The 19970-nt window shown below is 61.6% G+C and carries 19 protein-coding genes and 4 pseudogenes; 9 read left to right on the top strand and 14 right to left on the bottom strand.

Annotated features, from left to right (window positions below; genetic code table 11):
- The 4 genes from AC3WRR_RS34825 to AC3WRR_RS34810 form a co-directional block, all read right to left on the bottom strand.
- The coding region (locus AC3WRR_RS34825; protein ID WP_492299463.1) for an NADH:flavin oxidoreductase/NADH oxidase at nt 1–900 on the bottom strand (900 nt) is incomplete at its 3' end.
- A 370-nt stretch (nt 901–1270) separates the two neighbouring features.
- The gene (locus tag AC3WRR_RS34820) at nt 1271–1396 is read right to left on the bottom strand and encodes an Lrp/AsnC ligand binding domain-containing protein (protein ID WP_256333796.1); all 126 of its coding nucleotides are present in this window, start codon (nt 1394–1396) and stop codon (nt 1271–1273) included.
- 499 nt (nt 1397–1895) lie between these two features.
- Nucleotides 1896–2039, bottom strand: a complete 144-nt coding sequence (locus AC3WRR_RS34815; protein ID WP_176844242.1) for a hypothetical protein — start codon at nt 2037–2039, stop codon at nt 1896–1898.
- A gap of 27 nt (nt 2040–2066) precedes the next feature.
- Nucleotides 2067–3266, bottom strand: a complete 1200-nt coding sequence (locus AC3WRR_RS34810) for an MFS transporter (RefSeq protein ID WP_058697681.1) — start codon at nt 3264–3266, stop codon at nt 2067–2069.
- A 133-nt stretch (nt 3267–3399) separates the two neighbouring features.
- Here AC3WRR_RS34810 and AC3WRR_RS34805 point away from each other — a divergent pair, with 133 nt between their 5' ends.
- On the top strand, nt 3400–3975 hold the full coding sequence (locus AC3WRR_RS34805) for a LysR substrate-binding domain-containing protein (protein WP_081050245.1): 576 nt from the start codon (nt 3400–3402) through the stop codon (nt 3973–3975).
- A gap of 328 nt (nt 3976–4303) precedes the next feature.
- On the opposite strand, the gene AC3WRR_RS34800 is transcribed toward AC3WRR_RS34805, so the two are convergent.
- Genes AC3WRR_RS34800 through AC3WRR_RS34790 form a run of 3 tightly spaced genes read right to left on the bottom strand, consistent with a single transcriptional unit; the run spans nt 4304 to nt 7460 of the window.
- Nucleotides 4304–5188 carry an NAD(P)-dependent oxidoreductase gene (locus tag AC3WRR_RS34800; RefSeq protein WP_058697613.1) on the bottom strand — a complete coding sequence of 295 codons (885 nt, stop codon included), beginning with the start codon at nt 5186–5188 and terminating at the stop codon, nt 4304–4306.
- A 10-nt stretch (nt 5189–5198) separates the two neighbouring features.
- Nucleotides 5199–6014, bottom strand: a complete 816-nt coding sequence (locus tag AC3WRR_RS34795) for an enoyl-CoA hydratase/isomerase family protein (protein WP_058697614.1) — start codon at nt 6012–6014, stop codon at nt 5199–5201.
- 54 nt (nt 6015–6068) lie between these two features.
- A complete protein-coding gene (locus AC3WRR_RS34790; protein WP_058697615.1) occupies nt 6069–7460 on the bottom strand; it encodes a GntP family permease in 1392 nt (463 codons plus the stop codon).
- Nucleotides 7461–7642: 182 nt separating this feature from the next.
- Here AC3WRR_RS34790 and AC3WRR_RS34785 point away from each other — a divergent pair, with 182 nt between their 5' ends.
- The 3 genes from AC3WRR_RS34785 to AC3WRR_RS34775 all read left to right on the top strand — a co-directional run bounded on the left by AC3WRR_RS34785 (nt 7643) and on the right by AC3WRR_RS34775 (nt 10101).
- The gene (locus AC3WRR_RS34785; protein ID WP_058697616.1) at nt 7643–8542 is read left to right on the top strand and encodes a LysR family transcriptional regulator; all 900 of its coding nucleotides are present in this window, start codon (nt 7643–7645) and stop codon (nt 8540–8542) included.
- Between the two features lie 187 nt (nt 8543–8729).
- Nucleotides 8730–9461: a CoA transferase subunit A gene (locus AC3WRR_RS34780; protein ID WP_058697682.1), complete on the top strand. Its 732-nt coding sequence runs from the start codon at nt 8730–8732 to the stop codon at nt 9459–9461.
- Nucleotides 9445–10101, top strand: coding sequence for a 3-oxoacid CoA-transferase subunit B (locus AC3WRR_RS34775; RefSeq protein ID WP_058697617.1), 657 nt, complete (start codon nt 9445–9447; stop codon nt 10099–10101). The genes AC3WRR_RS34780 and AC3WRR_RS34775 overlap by 17 nt, the downstream gene beginning before the upstream one ends.
- 402 nt (nt 10102–10503) lie before the next feature.
- Here AC3WRR_RS34775 and AC3WRR_RS34770 read toward each other — a convergent pair whose 3' ends face one another.
- From AC3WRR_RS34770 to AC3WRR_RS34755, 4 genes and pseudogenes are all read right to left on the bottom strand, one after another.
- Nucleotides 10504–10812: an EthD family reductase gene (locus AC3WRR_RS34770; RefSeq protein ID WP_058697618.1), complete on the bottom strand. Its 309-nt coding sequence runs from the start codon at nt 10810–10812 to the stop codon at nt 10504–10506.
- A 316-nt stretch (nt 10813–11128) separates the two neighbouring features.
- Nucleotides 11129–11480: pseudogene (locus tag AC3WRR_RS34765) on the bottom strand (transposase); the annotation flags it as partial.
- Between the two features lie 314 nt (nt 11481–11794).
- Nucleotides 11795–11969, bottom strand: a pseudogene (locus AC3WRR_RS34760) (tyrosine-type recombinase/integrase); the annotation flags it as partial.
- Between the two features lie 72 nt (nt 11970–12041).
- The gene (locus tag AC3WRR_RS34755) at nt 12042–12905 is read right to left on the bottom strand and encodes a LysR substrate-binding domain-containing protein (protein WP_058697619.1); all 864 of its coding nucleotides are present in this window, start codon (nt 12903–12905) and stop codon (nt 12042–12044) included.
- A gap of 105 nt (nt 12906–13010) precedes the next feature.
- Between AC3WRR_RS34755 and AC3WRR_RS34750 the strand changes: the two genes are divergently transcribed.
- Together AC3WRR_RS34750 and AC3WRR_RS34745 are read left to right on the top strand one after the other, a co-directional pair.
- Nucleotides 13011–13877, top strand: coding sequence for an alpha/beta fold hydrolase (locus AC3WRR_RS34750; RefSeq protein ID WP_058697620.1), 867 nt, complete (start codon nt 13011–13013; stop codon nt 13875–13877).
- A 129-nt stretch (nt 13878–14006) separates the two neighbouring features.
- Nucleotides 14007–14259, top strand: a pseudogene (locus AC3WRR_RS34745) (aminotransferase class V-fold PLP-dependent enzyme); the annotation flags it as partial.
- 388 nt (nt 14260–14647) lie between these two features.
- Here the strand turns inward: AC3WRR_RS34745 and AC3WRR_RS34740 are convergent.
- Nucleotides 14648–14887: pseudogene (locus tag AC3WRR_RS34740) on the bottom strand (DUF3307 domain-containing protein); the annotation flags it as partial.
- 102 nt (nt 14888–14989) lie between these two features.
- Between AC3WRR_RS34740 and tnpA the strand changes: the two are divergent.
- From tnpA to tnpC, 3 genes are read left to right on the top strand one after another with little or no spacing between them, the layout of a single operon-like run.
- On the top strand, nt 14990–15466 hold the full coding sequence (gene tnpA / locus AC3WRR_RS34735) for an IS66-like element accessory protein TnpA (RefSeq protein ID WP_058697621.1): 477 nt from the start codon (nt 14990–14992) through the stop codon (nt 15464–15466).
- Nucleotides 15466–15819 carry an IS66 family insertion sequence element accessory protein TnpB gene (gene tnpB / locus AC3WRR_RS34730; protein ID WP_058697622.1) on the top strand — a complete coding sequence of 118 codons (354 nt, stop codon included), beginning with the start codon at nt 15466–15468 and terminating at the stop codon, nt 15817–15819. Before tnpA ends, tnpB begins: the two co-directional genes overlap by 1 nt.
- A 57-nt stretch (nt 15820–15876) precedes the next feature.
- The gene (gene tnpC, locus AC3WRR_RS34725; protein WP_058697683.1) at nt 15877–17484 is read left to right on the top strand and encodes an IS66 family transposase; all 1608 of its coding nucleotides are present in this window, start codon (nt 15877–15879) and stop codon (nt 17482–17484) included.
- 225 nt (nt 17485–17709) lie between these two features.
- On the opposite strand, the gene AC3WRR_RS34720 is transcribed toward tnpC, so the two are convergent.
- Nucleotides 17710–17970 (bottom strand): hypothetical protein, encoded by a 261-nt coding sequence (locus tag AC3WRR_RS34720; RefSeq protein WP_058697623.1) that lies wholly within the window; start codon nt 17968–17970, stop codon nt 17710–17712.
- 791 nt (nt 17971–18761) lie between these two features.
- On the bottom strand, nt 18762–19970 hold a 1209-nt coding region (locus AC3WRR_RS34715), incomplete at its 5' end, for a tyrosine-type recombinase/integrase (protein ID WP_492299456.1).

The raw sequence follows: 19970 nt of genomic DNA, 5'->3' as shown, positions 1-19970 counted from the left end.
CTTCACCGCGGCCTTGACGGCGCGTGCATGCGGCACCTGGTAGCCCGGCGCGAGCACAATTTTCTGAGCGGGATGCAGGCCGCCAGTCGACACGTTAATGGCATCCGCCCCGCGGGCTTCGAGCATCTGCGAAAAGGCGACAGCCTCATCGAGCGTGAAGCCCCCTTCAACCCAGTCGGTCGCCGAGATGCGGACCGAAACGGCGCGGTCGGAAGGAAAGGCATCCCGAACCGCGTCGAGGACTTCCAGCGGAAAGCGGGCGCGGTTCTCCAGAGATCCCCCATATTCGTCTGTGCGCTGATTCGAAAGTGGCGACAGGAACGTGTGTAGGAGATAGCCATGCGCAGCGTGAATCTGGACGGCATCGATGCCGAGCCGGGCGGCGCGTCTGGCCGCGGCGGCGAATGCATCTCGCACCCGCTTTAGGCCGTCCTTGTCGAGAGCGGTTGGTGGCAGATAGGAGGAATCCAACGGAATGGCAGATGGGGCCTCAGTTTGCCAGCCGTTTTCATGATCCGGCTGAATCTGACTGCGTCCAAGCCACGGGATGTCTGTCGAAGCCTTGCGGCCAGCGTGGGCCAGTTGGATGGCAATGGGCATATCTGACCAGCGTCGCACGCCTTCGAGGGTCCTGGCCATGGAGGATTCTGTTGCGTCATTGTAGAGACCGACGTCGCCGTAACTAATGCGGCCCTCCGGCACCACAGCAGTTGCTTCGATTGTCAAGAGCGCGGCCCCGGAGAGGGATAGCTGTCCGAGATGGATCAGGTGCCAGTCACTCATGCAACCATCGGTAGCCGAGTACTGGCACATCGGGGAAATGACGATGCGATTCGGGAGATCAAGATTCCGCACGCGAAGGGGGGTGAAAAGGGCTGGTGACAAAGGAGGATTCTCCATTCAGGATAGACACGCCCACACCAAGATATGACCTCGAATCAAGCGAGGTTTCATCGTAGAGGTGGGTTTGAAAAAGTTCGGGTTTTGAAAGGTCAGATGGGGTCAGCCAGTTTGGCCGCGCGAGCTACTTGAGCAAGCGTCATGCCAGATACCAACGCTTGCGTTCCGCTACGGATGAAGGAAGAGCCGGTAATCGTCTGAAAGACACATGTGTCGGCAGAAACTACAGTGTGTCGTTCGCAGAGACAGCCCGTGGTAGAGCAGATTGCGCAGAGTCTGATGCGCGGCGCTGCTGAAAATAGCCGTAGTGTCCATAGGGCGGCTTCGGCTGATCCGCGATGTGCCAGCATCCGCTGGCCGCCGGCCCGCGCTAGAGTATCGGGGACGTACGGTTCTGCACGGTCTTGAGTGCAAAGCTGGACCGTATGTGCTCAACGCCCCGGATGCGGGTCAGTGTCCTGCTCAGGAAGTGCTGGTACGCGCCCATATCGGGCACCACCACGGCGGCCCGCGTGGTTACTCAAGCGAGGCTACTGGTGCATGGGGTTTGGCAGCAGCCGAGCAGCGAACATTCCTGACAGGCATTCAGGCACTGGTTCGCCTGCCGATAATACAGCGTGAGCTCGACAGTGTGCGTGGCCTCTGTACCGCCTGGCTGGTGTCCGGTTATCGCGGGTCCCATTAGGTGCATACGACCAGGAGCTCTGGAAGGCGTCCAAGCAGCTCGCCGCCCACGACGTGGTGATTCAGCTCGGCCTCAATGAGGATCTTGCCACCACGGCGCTTGGGGCGCGCAGATGCACCAGGCCTTCCGCGACTGCGCGAGCCTGGCCGAGCACATCGACGGCGTAGAGTTCCTGGCCCGGCGCACCTTAAACCCTCGCACGACAGACCAGTCTCCTAAGCTCGACTCGGTAGCCGTACTCAGGAGCTTTGATTCTCCAGCGTCGGGTAGTCAGTGTAGCCCTGTGCGCCGCCATCCAACCAGTCGGTGTTCACCCGGGCCAGCAGCGTTCCATGGTGCAGGCGTTCGACAAGATCGGGGTTGTTGATACGGACCGGCCGAAGGCGTCCAGGTCGGCCTTGCCGCCTGCGATGGCCTGTTCGGCCAGGGCTAAGTCATAGCCGTTATTGAGCATCCATGCTGCTCGATTGGTGTCGGCGCCTTAGTGACCCGTCCCGGCCACCGCGCGGTAGTCAACGCCCCCGCTGCGAGCCAGTTGCACAAGCAGTACCATCAAACCGAGGGTGGAGATCACGGCGCCCGCGATGCCGGTGTAGGAAACGCCCAGGGTGCCGAGGGTCATGCCGCCGACCAGGGAACCGAGCGCGATACCAGAGTTGAAGCCGGCGATGTTCAGGCCGGCGGCCACGCCATGGGCGTGGGGAGCATGCTGCTCGGCGACGCCGACCAGACGGGCTTGCAGGGCCGGCACTGCAGCGAAGGTGAACATGCCCAGCAGCGCGACAAGAATGCCCATTGCGGGGGATGACGAGGCAAGCGCCCACATGCCCAGTGCGATGGTGGTAATGCCGGCGATCAAGGCTACGCTTGCCCGGTTTACCCCGAGTCGGTCGGTAAGCTTGCCCCCGATCACGTTGCCAATCGCGGCAAGCACGCCATAGACCAGCATAAAGATGCCGACCGTTTGGCTGCTGACGTGCGTGACCTTCGTAAGCAGCGGTGCGATGTAGGTGTAGGCGGTAAACGAGCCGGCATAGCCCAGGACCGTCACGAGGGCGGCGAAGAGCAGAACGGGGTCGACGATCGCCTTCAACGCCTGGCCGACGGAGTCCGAACCTTCATGCCCCTGCGTTTGCGGAGGCTCCTTCATGCCCAGCAGTAAGCCCAGGAAGCCCAATGCACCGAATGCCCCGATCGCGCCGAGCACCGGGCGCCAGGAGATCGTGCCGCCCAGGTAAGTGCTGACCGGGACGCCGATTGCCATGGCGATCGTGAAGCCACCGAATACGACGGCCACAGCGCTGCTGGCCTTCTTCGCTCCCACAAGACGAGCTGCCGTGCTGGAGGCAACCGCTAGGAACAGGCCGTGCCCCATTCCAGCGACGAAACGCGCGATCAGCAAGGTGGACAGATTGGTAGCGACGGCCGCGGCCAGGCTGCCGACGGTGAAGACTAAGACGGTCATCAGCATGGTGCACTTGCGCGTCCATCCGGCCGTCAAAGCCGTCAGGACTGGCGCGGCAAAGGTCGCGCCCAGCGCGTACGTCGTCACAGCGCTTCCGGCTTGCTCAATATCGACGTTCAGGCTGTGTGCCATGACGTCGGTCAGGCCGATGGGAACGAACTCCGCGAGGCCCAGTGCAAACGCACTGAGCGTGAAGATGTAAACAACAAATGGCATGGATCTCTCTCGACTGTCCTTGAGGGCGGCTTGACGCCGCAACTGATACGAATCGTAGAGCGCTTGCATAAATAGATAAAATTATTATTTTTTTGTCTATGGATAATTATTCTTATTGCTGCTGGGCGAGCTGATGCTGTCATCCGAGCAGCGTTTCTTGACCTCTGCTCCGAGTACGGAGGAATCAATTTTAAGGACTTGGATAAATATTCTTATGGGTGAGATACTGTCGGGAGCCCGGCTGGCGTGCGACGGTAGGCAAGTGGACGCTGCTTCATACAGGCCGCGGTCACACTACCTGATCTTCGTCGCGAGCGTGTTGCCAGCGGCGATAAGTCGACGCCATGAGCCACCTCGACCATCTTCGGACGTTCCGGCGCTCCCGCTCATTGCCTATGACGAGGATTTGCCATTGATCCGGCCGATCTGGGCGGCCATGTTCCAATTTGCGCCGACATTGCAGGCCGCGCTGACCATCCCCGATTTGCGCATCATCCAGGACCTGGTCGTCAAGGGACAGGGGTGGAGCGTGTTGCCCGACTATCAGTGCACCGAGGCGCTGGCGTCGGGACGACTGGTTTCCGTCACCCGAGCCAAGGACGCGCCGACCAACAACCTCTATCTGGTATGGAACAAGGCCTCGATGCGCAATCCACGCATCGTTCATGCGCGCGATTTCATTCTTGGCCTGTTCAGCCGGAAGACCTAACGCTCCATGTCGCCCGGTACAAGCCTACATCCTGTATGCGGCTAGCAGAGGTGCGTGCCAGTCGGTACGGCCCTCCTGCCTTAGGTGACCATCACCCAAACTGACATAGTTTCACGATCATGAAAATACATGGCGGGCCAGTACGGCTCATTTGCTGTCTCAAGTTGCTGGTGCAGACCGTTCATTGCGTCGATCTCCTGCTCTGCGCTGCTCCGGTCGGCGCTGCGCGCCAACCCTAGACCACGCGCAAAGCGCGTGATCGAATCCGCGAAGTGGCAATGCCTCGAACGGCGCAAGCCGCGTCTTCATCACCTCAGATGAGCGTGGTTCAAGCAACTACGTGACCATGGCGCATCCATCGTTGCATTGCCTGGCTATCGGTGCTGTCGAGATACTGGGAGACCCGATCCAGTAACCGCAAATCGATACCGGTCGTATCCGCCAGCTTCTTTGCCAGGTGCAGGTCCTTGCTGACGACATTGTGAAGTGAAGTGAATGCGGCTTCGGATCGGGCCCATGCGGCGTACTGGCTTCGGCCAATCCCGGCATCTTCGGTAAGAAAATTGCGTCCGGTACTGACATTCAGAATGGGGGCGAGGCTCTCAAAGCTGACGCCATAGCGTTCCGCCAGGTCGATGGCTTCAGCCGTCAGGAACATGTTTGCGATACAAAGCATGTTGTTGATGATTTTCACAACCTCGCCAGAGCCAAGGGCCCCGCAGTGGAAGATGTTTTTTCCCATCGATCTCATCAACGGCATCACAGCAGCCACATCTTCTGGATCGCCCCCCATCATGACCGTGAGCGTGGCTTGTTCTGCGCCCACGATCCCACCGCTGACGGGCGCATCGATGAGGCGTGCCCCGGAAGCACGCAAGCCGGCGCTGATGGTCTGGAGCGTATCGGGCAAGGTCGTGCTCATCATGCAAACGACTGGCTGGTGTCCCGCCGGAAAGGCGTCTGCAAGTCCGCCCGGCCCGAGCATCGCTTCCAGGATCTGAGCGTCGTTGGCTAGCAGGACGATGATCGCATCTGCAGAGGCACATTCCGCCACCGAGGTTGTCACGCGCGCTCCCTCGCCCGAAAAGGCGTCGAGCACGGCCTGATTCCGATCGCAGACGATGAGATCGAATCCTGCGCGCCGCGCACAGCGAGCCATGGGCGCGCCCATGCTTCCAGCGCCGACAAAGGCCACCCTCTTCATTTCCATCATTTCATCTCCTTCAGACCGAAGAGCGCTGCGAGAATGCCGGCGCGCGCTTTTCCTGCAGGGAGGCCAGCCCTTCGCGTGCCTCGGGACCGCCAAAGCCGATAAATTCCAGTGCCAGCGAGGTGTCGAAAATCGGGCCGGCCTGACGCAGCCAGTTGTTCAACGCATACTTGCTCCAGCGAATCGCCGACGGAGCCCCCGATGCGAGCCGTGTGGCCACTTCCACCGCCTTGTCCTGAAGCGCGGCCTCGTCGACGCACAGCGAAACCAGCCCGATCGATTCCGCCTCTTCGCCATTGAGCGGCTCGCAGAGCAACAGGTGGTATTTCGCTTTTGCCATGCCGCAGAGCAGGGGCCACACGATGGCTGCGTGGTCTCCCGCCGCGACACCCAGCCGGGTATGGCCGTCGACGATGCGTGCGGATCTGGCCGCGATCGAGATGTCCGCGAGCAGGGCGGCCACCAGTCCCGCGCCGACCGCAGGACCGTGAATGGCCGAGACGATCGGCTTCGAGCAGTTGATGATGTTGTAGACCAGGTCCCGGGCTTCACGCCAGACACGGGTCCGGACGTCGAAGTCCTCCGTCATCTCGCGAATCATCTCGAAGTCGCCACCGGCGGAGAAGGCCCGGCCTGCGCCGCACAGGACGACCGCGCTGACCTCCGGGTCGCTGTCGATCCCCTTCCAGACTTCGGCCAGCTCGGCATGTCCACGCGAATCCAGTGCATTCATGCGCTCGGGCTTGTTGAGGGTCAGGCGAAGTACGCCCGTGGCGGGACGGTCGAATGCAATGTTCTGGTAGTCCTGATACAAGGTGCGATGATTCATGGCAGCTTTCATCCTTTGAATAAACAGCGAGAAGCCGGAAGCGGGCCCGGCGCGTCAGAGCAGTCCGGTTGTGTAGAACACCCCGATCACGAAGAACACGGCAAGCGTCTTGATCAAGGTAATGGCGAAGATGTCGCGATACGATTCGCGGTGCGTGAGGCCGGTGACGGCCAGCAGCGTGATGACCGCGCCGTTGTGGGGCAGCGTGTCCATGCCACCGCTGGCCATCGAGACCACGCGATGCAGTACCTCCAGCGGAATCTGCGCGGCGTGCGCACCCTGAATGAACGCTTCGGACATTGCGGCCAGCGCGATGCTCATGCCGCCCGATGCCGAGCCGGTGATGCCGGCCAGCGTGCTGACGGAAATGGCCGCGTTCACAAGCGGGTCCGGAATGCCGCGCAGCGCGTCGCTGACCACGAGGAAGCCTGGCAGCGCGGCAATCACGCCACCGAATCCGTACTCTGACGCGGTATTCATCGACGCCAATAGCGCGCCCGAGACGGCTGCCCTGGTGCCTTCCGCAAAGTGCCGGCGCACCGCGCCGAAGGCCGTCACGAGCACCACGACGATGCCCAGGACCAGCGCACCTTCCACGGCCCAGATCGCGGTCACGCTTGCGACCTTGGTTTCGACCGGCTTCGACAAGCCCGGCAACGACACGCTGTGGGCGTGGCCGTACCAGAGCGGAATCAGGCGCGTGAGCCAGAAGTTCGACACGCCGACCACAATCAGCGGCAGGATGGCCAGCAGCGGCGAAGGCAGCTTGCTTCTTTCCACTCGTTGCGGCTCATTGAGGAGGTTAGTGCCGTAGCCCTCGCCGCGCTTGGCTGCGGCGCGCCGGCGGGATTCCAGATAGAACAGGCCGACCAGGACAAGGAACAGGGACCCCAGAATGCCGAGCATCGGCGCGGCCCACGAAGTGGTCTTGAAGAAGGTGGTCGGGATAATGTTCTGGATCTGCGGCGTGCCCGGCAGCGAATCCATCGTGAACGAGAATGCGCCCAGCGCGATGGCGCCCGGCATCAATCGCTTCGGGATATTGCCCTGACGGTAGAGCTCGGCGGCAAACGGATAGACCGCGAACACCACCACGAACACCGACACGCCACCGTAGGTCAGCAGTGCGCAGACGGCCACAATGACCAGGTTGGCGCGCGCAGAGCCGATATACCGGATCGCGGTGGCGACGATCGATTCGGAAAAGCCTGCCAGTTCGATCACCTTGCCGAACACGGCGCCGAGCATGAACACGGGAAAGTACAACTTCACAAAGCCGACCATCTTCTCCATGAAGACGCCGGAGAAGACCGGCGCGATCGCTGACGGATCGGTCAGCAGCACAGCGCCCAGCGCGGCCAGCGGGGCGAACAGGATGACGCTGTAGCCGCGATAGGCGGCCACCATCAGGCACGCCAGGGCGGCGAGCGCGACAACGACGGACATGGGTGTCTCCAACACTTATTTTGGGATCCTCGAGCAACGAGTGCGGCGGTCGCTACGCTGGCGCGCCCTGTCTGGTTCCGGCGGGGTCGGCTCGAGGTGTTGGAGATTATGTGTATTGCTTTTTTGCACGACAACGGCAAATATGCAAGATTACTGTGCGTCCATGCACATATGGAAATGCCATGCGGAAACATCCGGAATGGAACGACTTCAGGTTCTTTCTCGAACTTGCGCGGAACGGGAAGATTTCCCTGACCGGGGAAAAGCTCGGTGTTGAGCACTCGACCGTGTCACGTCGGATTGACCGTCTGGAAGAAAGCCTGGGCACGGTGCTGTTCGACCGGCGTCGCAATGGCTATTCCCTCACCGACGCCGGCAAGGCGCTGGTTCCGCATGCGGAGCGGATGGAGAATGCGTTGCTCGGCGCCATCGAAGAGAGCGAGGGCCAGTCGGGCGACGTCGTCGGCACGGTTCGGGTTGGCACGCCAGAGGCGTTTGGCATCAACGTGCTGGCGCCCAGCCTGGTGGATCTCCATGCCCGGCATCCCGATCTGCATGTCGAGTTGATGGCGCAGCCCCAGTTTCCCAGCCTCGTGACGCGCGAGGTCGAGATCCTGGTGACGCTGGAGCCGCCGCAGGTCGGCCGCTATACGACGGCGCGCCTGGCTGAAGTGGACTACTTCCTCTATGGCTCGCCGGCGTATCTGAAGGCCCGCCCTGCGATCGGGGCGCTTGCCGATGTTGCCGAGCACGCGTTCGTGGACTACGTCCACGACGGCTCGGTCAGCGAGCGGTATCGCATCCTCGAAGAGCTGACGCCGAGTCCCAGACGGCACTTCACCACGACGAGCGTCCTGGCCCAGCGGGCCGCCGCCGCAGCGGGGATGGGCCTGGTCCTGCTGACGCCTTATGTCGCTGGCACCGGCTCAGATCTCGTCAGCATCTTCCCTGACCAGCCGCTGATTACGCGCACTTTGTGGATCGCCGCGCCCGAAGACCTGTTCCGGATCAGGCGTATCCGCTGTGTGTGGGACTTCATTCGCGAAGTCGTTTCCCGTCACCCGGACGAGTTTCGGCGATAGTTAGCCGCAACACCGCTTTCGCCCAACCCTCCCGTCATCCTTTGTGCATCTGCGCACAACGACCTTGCGTTCGTTGCCGTTGTTGTTGAAAAAAGCACGAACAATAATGGGCAGCACGACAGCGACGTCGGCGGACTTCCTCGACTGATCTGTCAGAACCCCTTGTCAGAAGTGGATGGTGACGGAGATGAACAAACTATTCAGAAGCGCCATGGACGCGCTCGATGGCATTGTCGAGGACAGACAGACCATAGCAGTCGGAGGATTCGGGCTTTGTGGCATTCCGGCGGCCCTGATCTGCGCATTGCGCGATACCGGCGTGACCGGTCTCACCTGTATCAGCAATAACGCCGGCGTTGACGATTTTGGACTGGGCCTGCTGCTCCAGACTCGTCAGATCAGCAAAATGATCGCGTCCTATGTAGGCGAGAACAAGGAGTTCGCGCGCCAGTACCTCAGCGGCGAACTGGCGCTCGAATTCAATCCTCAGGGCACATTGGCGGAGAGGCTGCGCGCTGGCGGCGCTGGCATTCCGGCGTTCTACACACGGACGGGCGTTGGTACCGTCGTGGCCGACAACAAGGAAGTACGCGAGTTCGATGGCGAGCGCTACGTCATGGAGCGCGGCCTCAAGGCCGATATTGCGCTGGTGAAGGCGCGAGTCGCCGACCGTGCCGGCAATCTCATGTTCGGCCGTACCGCCCGCAACTTCAATCCGGAAGTTGCGATGGCCGGGCGCATCACGGTGGTGGAAGTGGAAGAGCTTGTGGAAGTCGGTCAGCTCGATCCCGACGAGATCCATCTGCCCGGCATCTTTGTCGACCGTCTGGTTGTTGTTCCTAATCCGGAGAAACGTATCGAACGCAAGAGCTTCCGCTCGCGCGACAACAAGGAGGCAAGACATGGCGTGGACGCATGACCAGATGGCCGCGAAGGCGGCCGCCGAACTTCGCGACGGGGACTATGTCAATCTGGGCATTGGGTTGCCAACGAAGATAGTTCAGCACGTGCCGGACGGCATGCAGGTATGGCTTCAATCAGAGAATGGCTTGATCGGCATTGGACCACCTCCGTATGAAGACGAGATCGATCCTGACCTGATCGATGCCGCCAAGCAAACCATCACGATGGCGCCAGGCGCATCCATCTGTTCCTCATCGATGTCTTTCGCGATGATCCGCGGCGGTCATATGGATCTTACGATCCTGGGAGGCATGCAGGTCAGCGCGGCTGGGGACCTGGCAAACTGGATGATTCCGGGAAAGATGGTCAAGGGCATGGGTGGCGCGATGGACCTCGTCGGTGGAGTGCGCCGCGTCGTGGTGGTTATGGAACACAACACGCGCGATGGCGAGATGAAGATCCTGGAGCGCTGTTCATTGCCGCTCACCGGAGCGGGAGTGGTCAACCGCATCATCACCGACCTGGCGGTCATCGATGTGACTGGCGCCGGCCTCATCGTCCGAGAGATGGCCCCGGGCGTTTCCAGGGATGTGCTCCAGGCGAGGACTGAGCCAACACTGAGCTTCGATGCCAGCGGTTCTTTTCTATCCGTATAACGAGGTACTGAACGTCTGAAGATGAATGCGGATGCCTTGTCTCCCGGCAAGTATATCTGCGATGTGTCAGCCAAAGCCGGCCATGCCGGCGGTGACGAGGAGCCGGCGGCAACGATGTTGATCCGATGCGAGGTGATGCACAGCTAGCTGCAGAATCAGCATACCTTCGAAGACGCTGCGGATGCTGACGAGGAGCCATGTGCCCACTGTATGGAGCCCTGAGCGCGCGGCAAACAACCAGTCTGTAGGTCACGCTCCATGTGGCGCGAATGACGGGTCCCGCGCCAGCTGTGGTGCCATTTGACATGCGGCTTGCCCCCGGGACCTCCTGCATCGCGATGTTTATCTTGATAGCGGGTACAACCCACCTCCTCTCAAAGAAAGTGGGCCGTAAAACCCAGGCTAAACTTCCTTGGTGTCGAATATGAGCATGTCAACGCCGGACGGGGCAAAGTTGCCGACGTCAGCTGCCGCGGCGGCGCCCTCACGGGAAGCCATCGCCTGCTGGAGCGCAGCCAGCGAATCGAAGCTCAGCACTGCAATCAGGTGAAACGGCGAATCGCCGGCAGGGCTTGAAACTGGGCCGCTGCTGACCTCGTAGCGTCGCAGGCCGGGGATTTTCTTGGCGATTGGAACATGGGTCGAGAAGTAATATGAATCGAACGCCGCCGTGTCTGCAGGCTTCTTGTATAGCACCACCAACTTTGCCATCGTAGTTTCCCTAAAAAACGTGAGTTTGCACAGCACAGCGATCAATGCAAGGACTAGCAGCCGACCGTTGCGGGTTCAGGCTGTCGTGACTTGGTCCTTGCTTGGCGTCCATGCCGTGCCTCGAACCGATCAGCGTGCGCCAGCTCGGGTTCGGGTCGCGCTCAAATCACGGTGATGTCTTAAAGGTTAGGCGCCAATGCTGTCAGAGAGAATTGGCCCGCTGCGCAAGATTGCGTTGCGTGTGCCGCAACCTGAAAACTATGTATGTGATGGAAACGAGACAAAGCGGCCACTGAGGCATGCACTATGCAATCTACTGGTCTGCGCGCCGTTGGAGAACGGCCGTCTTGCGCGCCGGATGACGTCCAGGCGGCCTCGACGAACACCCGCCGCACGTGGCTATTGCCGGCCTTGGTTATGCCGCCTCGTCGGTCTCGTTTGCCGCTGGAATGCTCGCTTGGCACCAGGCCCGAATACGCCATCCGTTGCGGCGCATCGGAGAAGCGTCGCTAATCGCCAAGCTCGGCGACTACGGTTACTGGAGCAATCAGGCTGACATCCTGCAAGGCCATCCATGCCTCGGTCACCGGCCACACCGGGCAGTCTTACACCGCGCGTTCGATTGCCTGCTCCAGGCTCGCTACAAGTTGGCTGCAAGACTTGACCGTTAGCCAGTCACTTCAGATCGATGTATGAGCAAGAGTCCGTGTGCCCCCGCATTGACGGGTGAGGCGATGCCGGAAGGGAAACCCGCGTGCAGCCCAGAATCTCGGAAACGCGTGGGAAGAAGGCGAAGGGGGCTTGGTGAGGAACGATAGTTTTTGCCGGCGGAAGCTGACGTCCTGCGCTCAGTTGCGCGCATAGGGAACCGCAATTGAGCCGGCGACTATGGAATGATCCGATTCGCGCGTAGTTTGTCGAACTGCCGCAGGAACATGTCCTGCGATTCTTGAGCTTCATCAAAGCCATACTGACGCGCCTTGGCGGTCAACGGCCCGGCAAACGGGCGCCGATTAGGGTGACCACCCGCGAGCGTTCTTCCTAGTACCGGCCAGCACCCAGCATGCCGCCGGTTGCGGGTCGGCCAAGAAGCGCTCGTAGGCGAGCATGTCCTCATGAGTCAGTGACGAGAGTGGCTTATCCAGTTGCAGCACGGCCCTCTTTCGACATCGTTCTCCCCAACTTTCCCACGCACTCGTATATCTGGGGCGAACGCCATCGCAGCGCGTTTATGCGTGTAGCTCAGCGACAATACGTTCCGCGAGAAAATCGCAGGGGGGCCGGTTCGACTTGACACTCCGCGCAAGTATGATCTCGAGCGTGCCAATCTCAGGCAGTCCCTGCGCAGACCCGAGCAACGTAAAGTCAGGCGGCACCGCACACCGTGCCAGTGGGGTAATGGCGAGGCCGGCTCGGGCCATCGTTAGCAGGCCCAGCAGACTCGGACTCTCATATGAGGTTCGATACGCAATCTTTACGCGCTCAAGGCTTCGAATCGCCTTCTCGCGTGCGACGCTTCCAGGCAGAAACACGGCAATGGGTAGCGGCCGCTCTCGCCAGATATCAGTGGAGCCTGGGGCGGCTGCCCACACCATGGGCTCATGCCGCAAGAACTCACCGGTCAGCCCTTTGACACGTGTCGCGCAGACGAGATCTACCGTGCCGTCTCGCAGCATCGGGGCTAGCGCGACGCTGGGTAGCCCGATCACCTGGATTTCGACCTTGGGATAGCTGGCCGAGAACTTCTTGAGAATCGGCGGAAACAGTGAGGTCGCGTAATCGTCAGGTACGCCGATCACCACGCGGCCAGTGACGTCCGGTCGCACGACCGCTGCCCATGCCTCATCGCGTAGTGCAATGATCCGGCGCGCATACGTCAGAAGGACCTCTCCGTCCTGCGTCGGAATCACGCTGCGCGGCTTGCGCACGAAGAGCGCCTTGCCGAGGGCCGATTCCAGCGTTTTGATCTGCATGCTCACCGCCGATTGCGAGCGATGCACGAGGTCGCCCGCTCGGCTGATCGTGCCCGTATCTGCGACGGCGATGATCATGGTGAGAACGTCGACGTCGAGGGCTTTCCGCTCAGTGCTCATGCGCTTTCTCTTGTACAGGTATCAGAAAATCTGAAAGATTCCATCAATATTATGCGATTTTCTTTTTGGGTGCGGTGCAGCAAAGTCTGCGAAAAGGAGTTAGACATGAATGCCCGAGCGCCCCTTACTACGCTGGCTCTTGCCGGTGCCTGGCCACAACCCTCTTTTGTTTCCACCGCCTCTGGCATCGCCGTTCCATACGTGGAAGCTGGAAGCGGCGAGCCAATGGTATTCGTGCACGGGTCGCTGTGCGATTTCCGCTATTGGGACCCGCAGCTCGCTTCGTTATCGAAGAACTTCCACTGCTTCGCTCCGAGCTTGGGCCACTATTGGCCGGAAACCGGTGCATTCGGACGCGGCGCCTTCAGTTGGGAGGCGCACGTCGCTGAAATTGCGGAGTTCATCGCGGCGCTGGGTCTGGAGCCGGTCCATCTGGTCGGGCACTCGCGCGGCGGTTGCATCGCGTTTCACCTGGCGCGCGAATACCCTCACTTGGTGAAGACGCTCACCCTCGCTGATCCGGGCGGCCCAGTGCAGGCAACGCCGCAAGCAGAGGCCGGAAAATTGCCGCCGGCCACCCACGCGTTGAGAGCGAAGGCCGCAGAACTGATTGAGCAGGGCGAATTCGATGCCGGTCTGAATCTGTTTGTAGACTCGGTAACCATGCCTGGCTTTTGGAGCAAGAGTTCCCAGAGCTTCCGCAGGATGGCGCTCGATAATGCGCCCACACTGCCGAAGCAGCTGCTTGACCCGTTGCCCGCCTACACACGTGAAGCCGCCCGTGAAATCCAGTGTCGAACGTTGCTGATCGACGGGCAAAAGAGTCCGCGCATGTTCCGTAGCACGGTCGAGAAGCTTCAAGAATGGATCGGGCGCGCTGAGCGTCAGACAATTGCCGGAGCATCTCACGGCATGAATATTGCCAACCCAGGCGCGTTCAATCGGGCGGTTGCCGGGTTGGCTACTGGCTAGAGGGGCCTTGCGTCCAGGGCACACATGGGCTTCTCTCGCCTACGGGGGCGGCCTCTAGCGGGCATACAGTCTGGCTTGCCGGACGATAGTAACAAGTCGTCTGGCACAACTGCCTTCCGACGTGCCAGACGCCGCTACTTGGTGCAGTTGCTTGGCGCCGACCCGCGCGAGATCATCTGGACCTCGGGCGCGACCGGGGGGAATAACTTGGCGATCAAGGGCGCTGCGCAGTTCGATCGAGCGGCGGCATCTAGTGACCGTTCGCCCCGAGCACACGGCCGTGCTTGACACTCGCCGAGAACTGGAGCGGCGGGGTTTCGAGGTGACGTACCTGGAGGTCGGTTCCGACGGCCTTATCTACCTCGACACGCTCGCAGCGTCTACAGGCCAGCACGCGTCCAGCCCTTCGTTGCCGTTGAGGTCATGTCCGCCGGCACCTACGCCAAGGCGTAAGCGGAAAATGGAAGTACGCGGTCCCTGGCACGACGCGCTCGGGACCCTTGATTTTCAAGAACGCTCTCTCCGCCGCGCCCTATCTGTTCGCGACATAATCGTGTTGGTGATCGGCGTGCTCGTCGACAGTGAGCCGCGTGGTCACTTCGCTGGCCGGTCGTCGGCGCCACCTTATGCGCGCGTCAGTCGCGGGCGAGCTCGGCAATCACCGAGTCGGTCACAGGCACCGGGGTCTTGGCTTGTCGCCTGCGACCGACGATTTCCAGCTACCAGCCCTGGTCCCCCCTGCGCGTCGCTGGCAGGGGGTCTCAGCGCTTTCAGTCCAGCCTCCCAACCAGCCAGACGATGGCAAGATAGGTCAGCACGTGCGCGTACTGGTCCAGGCCAAATGCCCACCAGAACTGCGGCAGATTCGGTGTCAATTTGGCGCGTCGGCCGAGACGCACCTTCCAGCGATCGATCATGTAGTGAACGACAGCGTCGGTGATCCCTAGCCAGAGCCAGTAGGCCATACCGAAGCCGGCGAGCAGCACCGCGGTACACAGGCCATGCAAGCCCGCGTGGGCATAACCACCGTAAGCGCGAAATTAAGCGCACCTAGCTTTTGTGGCTGAGAGTGGGCAGGCTTGCGTCCGCAACCACCATTTGCGGACGCAAGCATGATGGACAACGAATGTGAAGTTCCGCCGCTGAGAGTGACCCGTGTTCGCTCCAACGGGAAGCGAGACTTTGACCCCAGGGATAAGCGCCAACTGGTCGAGGCGTGTCTGCGGCCAGGGGTATCGGTAGCTGGGATGGCGCTCAAGGTCGGCATCAATACGAACCAGTTGCGCAAGTGGATTCGGCTGCACCAAGCGGCAACGGAAGCCGCGGCGGCCGACAGCGCGGAGCTTGCAGTGCCAGCGTTCGTACCGGTCATCGAGATTAGCGGGGTAAAGCGAGTTCCGGAGTCGCCGCTGGCGCGGGAATGCCTGCCAGCCCAGGCGCCTGCTTCCACCCAACCATCGGTACGACCGTCGCTGAAACCTGCACTACTGACGGCGCGGCTGCCCAACGGCGTGACGGTCGAACTTGAATGCGGCGGACAGGACGTTGCGCTGGTGAAGGCGATGATCGAAGCGCTGGGAGCGCGTTGATGTTCCGATTCGACGCTAACGTACAGGTCTACCTGCACCGCAATGCGGTGGATTTCCGCCTCGGGATCAACGGGTTGGTTGCCCTGGTCGAACAGTCGATGCAGCTTGATCCGTTTGCCCGCGCCGTCTATGCCTTTCATAACCGTCGGCGCAACCGCATCAAGCTGTTGCTGTGGGACCGCAACGGCTTCTGGTTGCTGCTCAAGCGCCTGGAGGAAGACCGCTTCGTGTGGCCACGGCGCCAGCAGGCGGTGATCGAGCTGACAACCGAGCAGTTGCACTGGCTGCTGGACGGCATCGACGTGGACGCGGTGAAGCGCCACCCGTCACGCAAATATCAGCACACGGCTTGATGGTCGTTCGGGGTGACGTATACCCGATTGCGCCATGGCTGCACTATCGTGTTCAGCATGAACGAACACGACCTCTCCCAATTGCCGCCGGCCGCCCAGGCCTATATCCGCGAGCTCGAAGCGAAGGCTGCCACCAACGCCCAGCACATCGCCGAGCTGAACGAGCGCATCAAGCTCCTTGAGGAACAGTTCCGCCTCGCACAGTCCAAACGCTTCGCACCAAGCAGCGAGAAGCTCAAGGACCGAGTGTTCGACGAAGCCGAACAAATGGCCACTGCGGAGCCGGCCGACGACGATGAGGATGACGCGCTCGCGCCGCCAGACACGGGGCTGCCAGAGCCTGATAAGCCCGCAGGCCGCAAACGTGGCCGCAAGCCGCTGCCGGCGGACATGCCGCGCCAGCGAATCGAGTACGACCTGACCGAGGACCAGAAGATCTGCCCATGTTGCCAGGGTTCGATGCACCGCATGGGCGAGGAAGTCAGCGAGCAGTTGCACATCGAAGCAAAGGTCTCCGTTCTGCAGCACGTCCGCTTCAAATACGCGTGTCGGCACTGCGAGCGCAATGCCGAACGCACGCCGGTGTTGACTGCGCCGATGCCGGCGCAACCACTGCCGGGCAGCAACGCCAGCCCAGCGATGCTGGCAACGGTGACCACCGGCAAGTACGTTGATGGCACGCCGCTCTATCGGATGGAAGACGCGCTGGGTCGCGCCGGCATCGAAGTTGGCCGCGGCACACTGGCCAACTGGATCATCCGGCCTGCGCAACTGCACTACAGCCGGCTGTACGAGGCGCTGCGCCGCACGCTGCTGTCGCAGCCACTGATCCATGGCGACGAGACGACGGTGCAGGTGCTCAAGGAGGAAGGCAAGGCCGCGCAGAGCAAATCGTACATGTGGGTGTATCGCAGCGCGGAGGACTGCGAGCATCCGGTGGTGCTGTTCGACTACCAGCCGGGGCGCGGACAGGAGTATCCGCAGGCGTTTCTCGCCGGCTACGAGGGCATGCTAATGACCGATGGCTACAGCGCCTGGCGCACGCTCGAAGGCGTTACCCACTTTGGCTGTGTTGCGCACGCGAGGAGAATGTTCGTTGATGCGCAAAAGGGGCAGAAAAAGCCCAGCGCTCGAGTACTAAAGGCGCTCGAGTACTTCCAGGCCCTGTATCAGGTCGAGACGCTCGCCAAGGCAGACCTGCCCGAAGGCGAAACGCGCGTCAACTACACGTACCGGCTGCGTCAACAGCACAGCGTGCCGCTGCTGGAAGCCCTCAAGGCATGGCTGGACCAGCAGGCGCCGCAGGTACTGCCGGAAAGCCTGCTGGGCAAGGCCATCGCCTACGCGCGCAACCAGTGGGAATACCTGAGCCGATATGTTATCGATGGGCGTGCGCCCATCGATAACAATCCGGTCGAACGTGACATCCGCCCATTCTGCACAGGGCGAAAGGCATGGCTCTTTGCAGACACTGTCGCGGGGGCGAAGGCGAGCGCCATGATCTACAGCCTGATGCTTACGTGCCGCGCCTGTGAGGTCGAGCCGTATGCTTATCTGCTCCACGTGCTCACAGAGCTGCCACAGCGCGCGCTGGAGGCTGACATCAGCGACCTGTTGCCGTTCAACTTCCCCCGGCGGCAAACCGCGCCGCCGCACCCTGCCTGAGCGGCGGGTCGATAGTTGCCTGGGTATTCCGGTTCAACGTGACCGCCGATTCCGGTATCGTGACCGGCCATTCCGGCATCGTGATCGGCCATTCCGGACAGCCGGGAAAATCGGTCACGTTCATCCGGAATCGGCGGTCACGTTCACCGGAATACGCAGTTGCCCCCAAGTCGGGGACTCCATCACACGGAGAGAAGCCCCTCGTTACCCGGTAACAGCGAGGCGCTAGCGGGGGACGTTGAAATAGAGATCCCACTGCTCCGAATCCGGATTGAGCCTGCGCACGATCGCGTCGTCCGCTCGTGCGATCAGCCGCTCCAGCATCTGACGCTTTGTTACCGTGTAACGGTGCGCCAGCCGGGCGAGAGCAAGGTCGGCTTCCGTACTGACCCACATATCCAGCCGCCGCTCTCCGTTGCCGTCCTTGCCCGCCGTCGCGCGCCTTGCCCGATAGGCGGCCTGCCGCTGTGCTGTCGTCTGCGCCATCTGCACTCCTCATGATCGTTACCCGGTAACACTCCGGTGTGGCGACGTTACCGGGCGTGAAGTGTAATAAAAGTAGTTCGTCAGTGGCTGAGCACAAGGCCAATTAAATCAATAAGTTAGCGTTTCTTGTGTGGGCGTCCGTATCAACATTGCTACGATTTTTCGAGTAGTAATCCTGGCACTTTCGTGAGGCGCGAAGTAATTCTGAAACGATCGCGGGTCCGTCACCTCGTGTCATCTTTACTACTTTTCGCTCTGACTACGCGGATTCGCTCGGGGTGATTAAAAGGAGCGTTCGCGCGAAACATTCCAAAATAAGGCTGCAATCGCAGCCGAGAACTCCGAATGTGAGGTGGCCTTGCCGCAGAGTGAGAGTAGTCGCGCAGGGGACACGATTTCTCCGAACTGCGGAAGTAAAGATGATACGTTCTGCGTGATTAAGCGCGCGAATCAACATTACTTCGCACAGGGAGCGCGATTACTACACTTCACGCCACCGGGACCTTGTTTCGCATGGGAAAGATACAGTCGCACGAATGCTGAGCGAAAAATTGCTACGTTCGCATGAATGTTGAGCGTGGCTCGCACGAATGGCGATCCTCAACAGAAGTAGAGCGCTTCGACGAGACGCCGCCGCCAATGCGCGCGTTCGACCCGCCTCCTCATGTCCCGTAAGCGGCTCTTATAAAATGCAATTAATCACCTTGATGCGCCCGAAGACTTGAACGGGAAGCTTGCATCAATGGGATGGCGCCGAAATTTCACGATGGTGATGATACGGCGCCCGGTTGCTATTTCTTGCTTCCCCAACCAATCCGATGCCGCTCCTGCGTGGCCTCATGCCGCGCATCCTCCTCGCTGTGCAGGTAGCCGCTCGTCGTCGACAGCGAGCTGTGCCCGAAGTTGTCCCGCACAAAGCGCAGGTCGACCTGCTGGTCGGTCATATGCGAGCCAGCGGTGTGGCGCAGCCAATGGGCCGAGGCACTGGCCAGCACCGCGGCCTGTGCTTCCCATTCCGGCCCCCGCGCGCGCAGGCGCGCCGCGGCCATGCCAAACACCTCTTTCAGGATCAGGTGCAGCGCTCCGCGTGACAGCGGTTTCTCGCTGTCCGCTTTTCCAATCACCGGCAGCACCAGTGGCCGCGTCTCCCCGAACTGCGGAGTCGGCGGCAATGCGTGGGCGCGGCGGTAGCGCGCCAGTTCGGCAATCAGCTCGTCGGTCGCCGGCACCAGCCGCGTCTTGCTGCCTTTGCCGGTCACCTCCAGCCACCAGCGCTCGATGCCCTGGGCATCGCGGCGGCAGAAGAACGCCCCCATGGGGGTGGCCGTCACCTCCGACGCACGCAAGCCGCCCAGATAGAGCACGGTCAGCACCCAGCGGCAGCGCGCCGCATGCAGGCGTTCTCGCGCGTTTTCGGTTGGCATCGCTTCGACCGTGTCTTTGACGATCGCCCACATGTCGTGGCTCAGATAGCGGGTGATGCGCGCCTTGGTTGGCGCGCGCCGACGGCGGGCGAGGGCGAGCGGGTTACCGGCCACGTAGCCCGCCTCGGTGAGCCAGGCGAACAGCGCGTTCAGGATCACCAGCGCCTGGCGCACGCTGCCGGGCGACAGCGGCCCGGCGAACGGGCGCCAGTCCGGATGGCTGCGCGCGAGCTTCTTGCTGCCGGCCAGGACCCAGCGGGCGGCCGGCTGCGGATCGGCCAGAAAGCGCTCATAGACGAGCAGGTCCTCGTGCGTCAGGGAAGACAGCGGCTTGCCGAGCTGTAGCACGGCCCACAGGATCAGCCGCTCCACCTCGCGGCGATAAACGGTCACCGTCGCCGCGCTGTCGGCGTAGCGCGCGAGCCAGGCGGTCACGGCGGACAGGTCGTCGGTCGCCGCGATGCGGGTGGCCGTGGCGGGCGCTCGGTTGCTGCCGTCGTGCCCGGACAGCGCCGACGGCAGCCGTAACTGCTCCAGCGGAGTGGGTAGGGCGGCGAGGGGGGCGGACGTAGGTGG

The organism is Cupriavidus sp. FW305-3-2-15-C-LB2, from assembly GCF_058787575.1.
The sequence above is the reverse complement of the archived record's forward strand: the minus strand, read 5'-3'. Positions and strand labels throughout refer to the sequence as shown.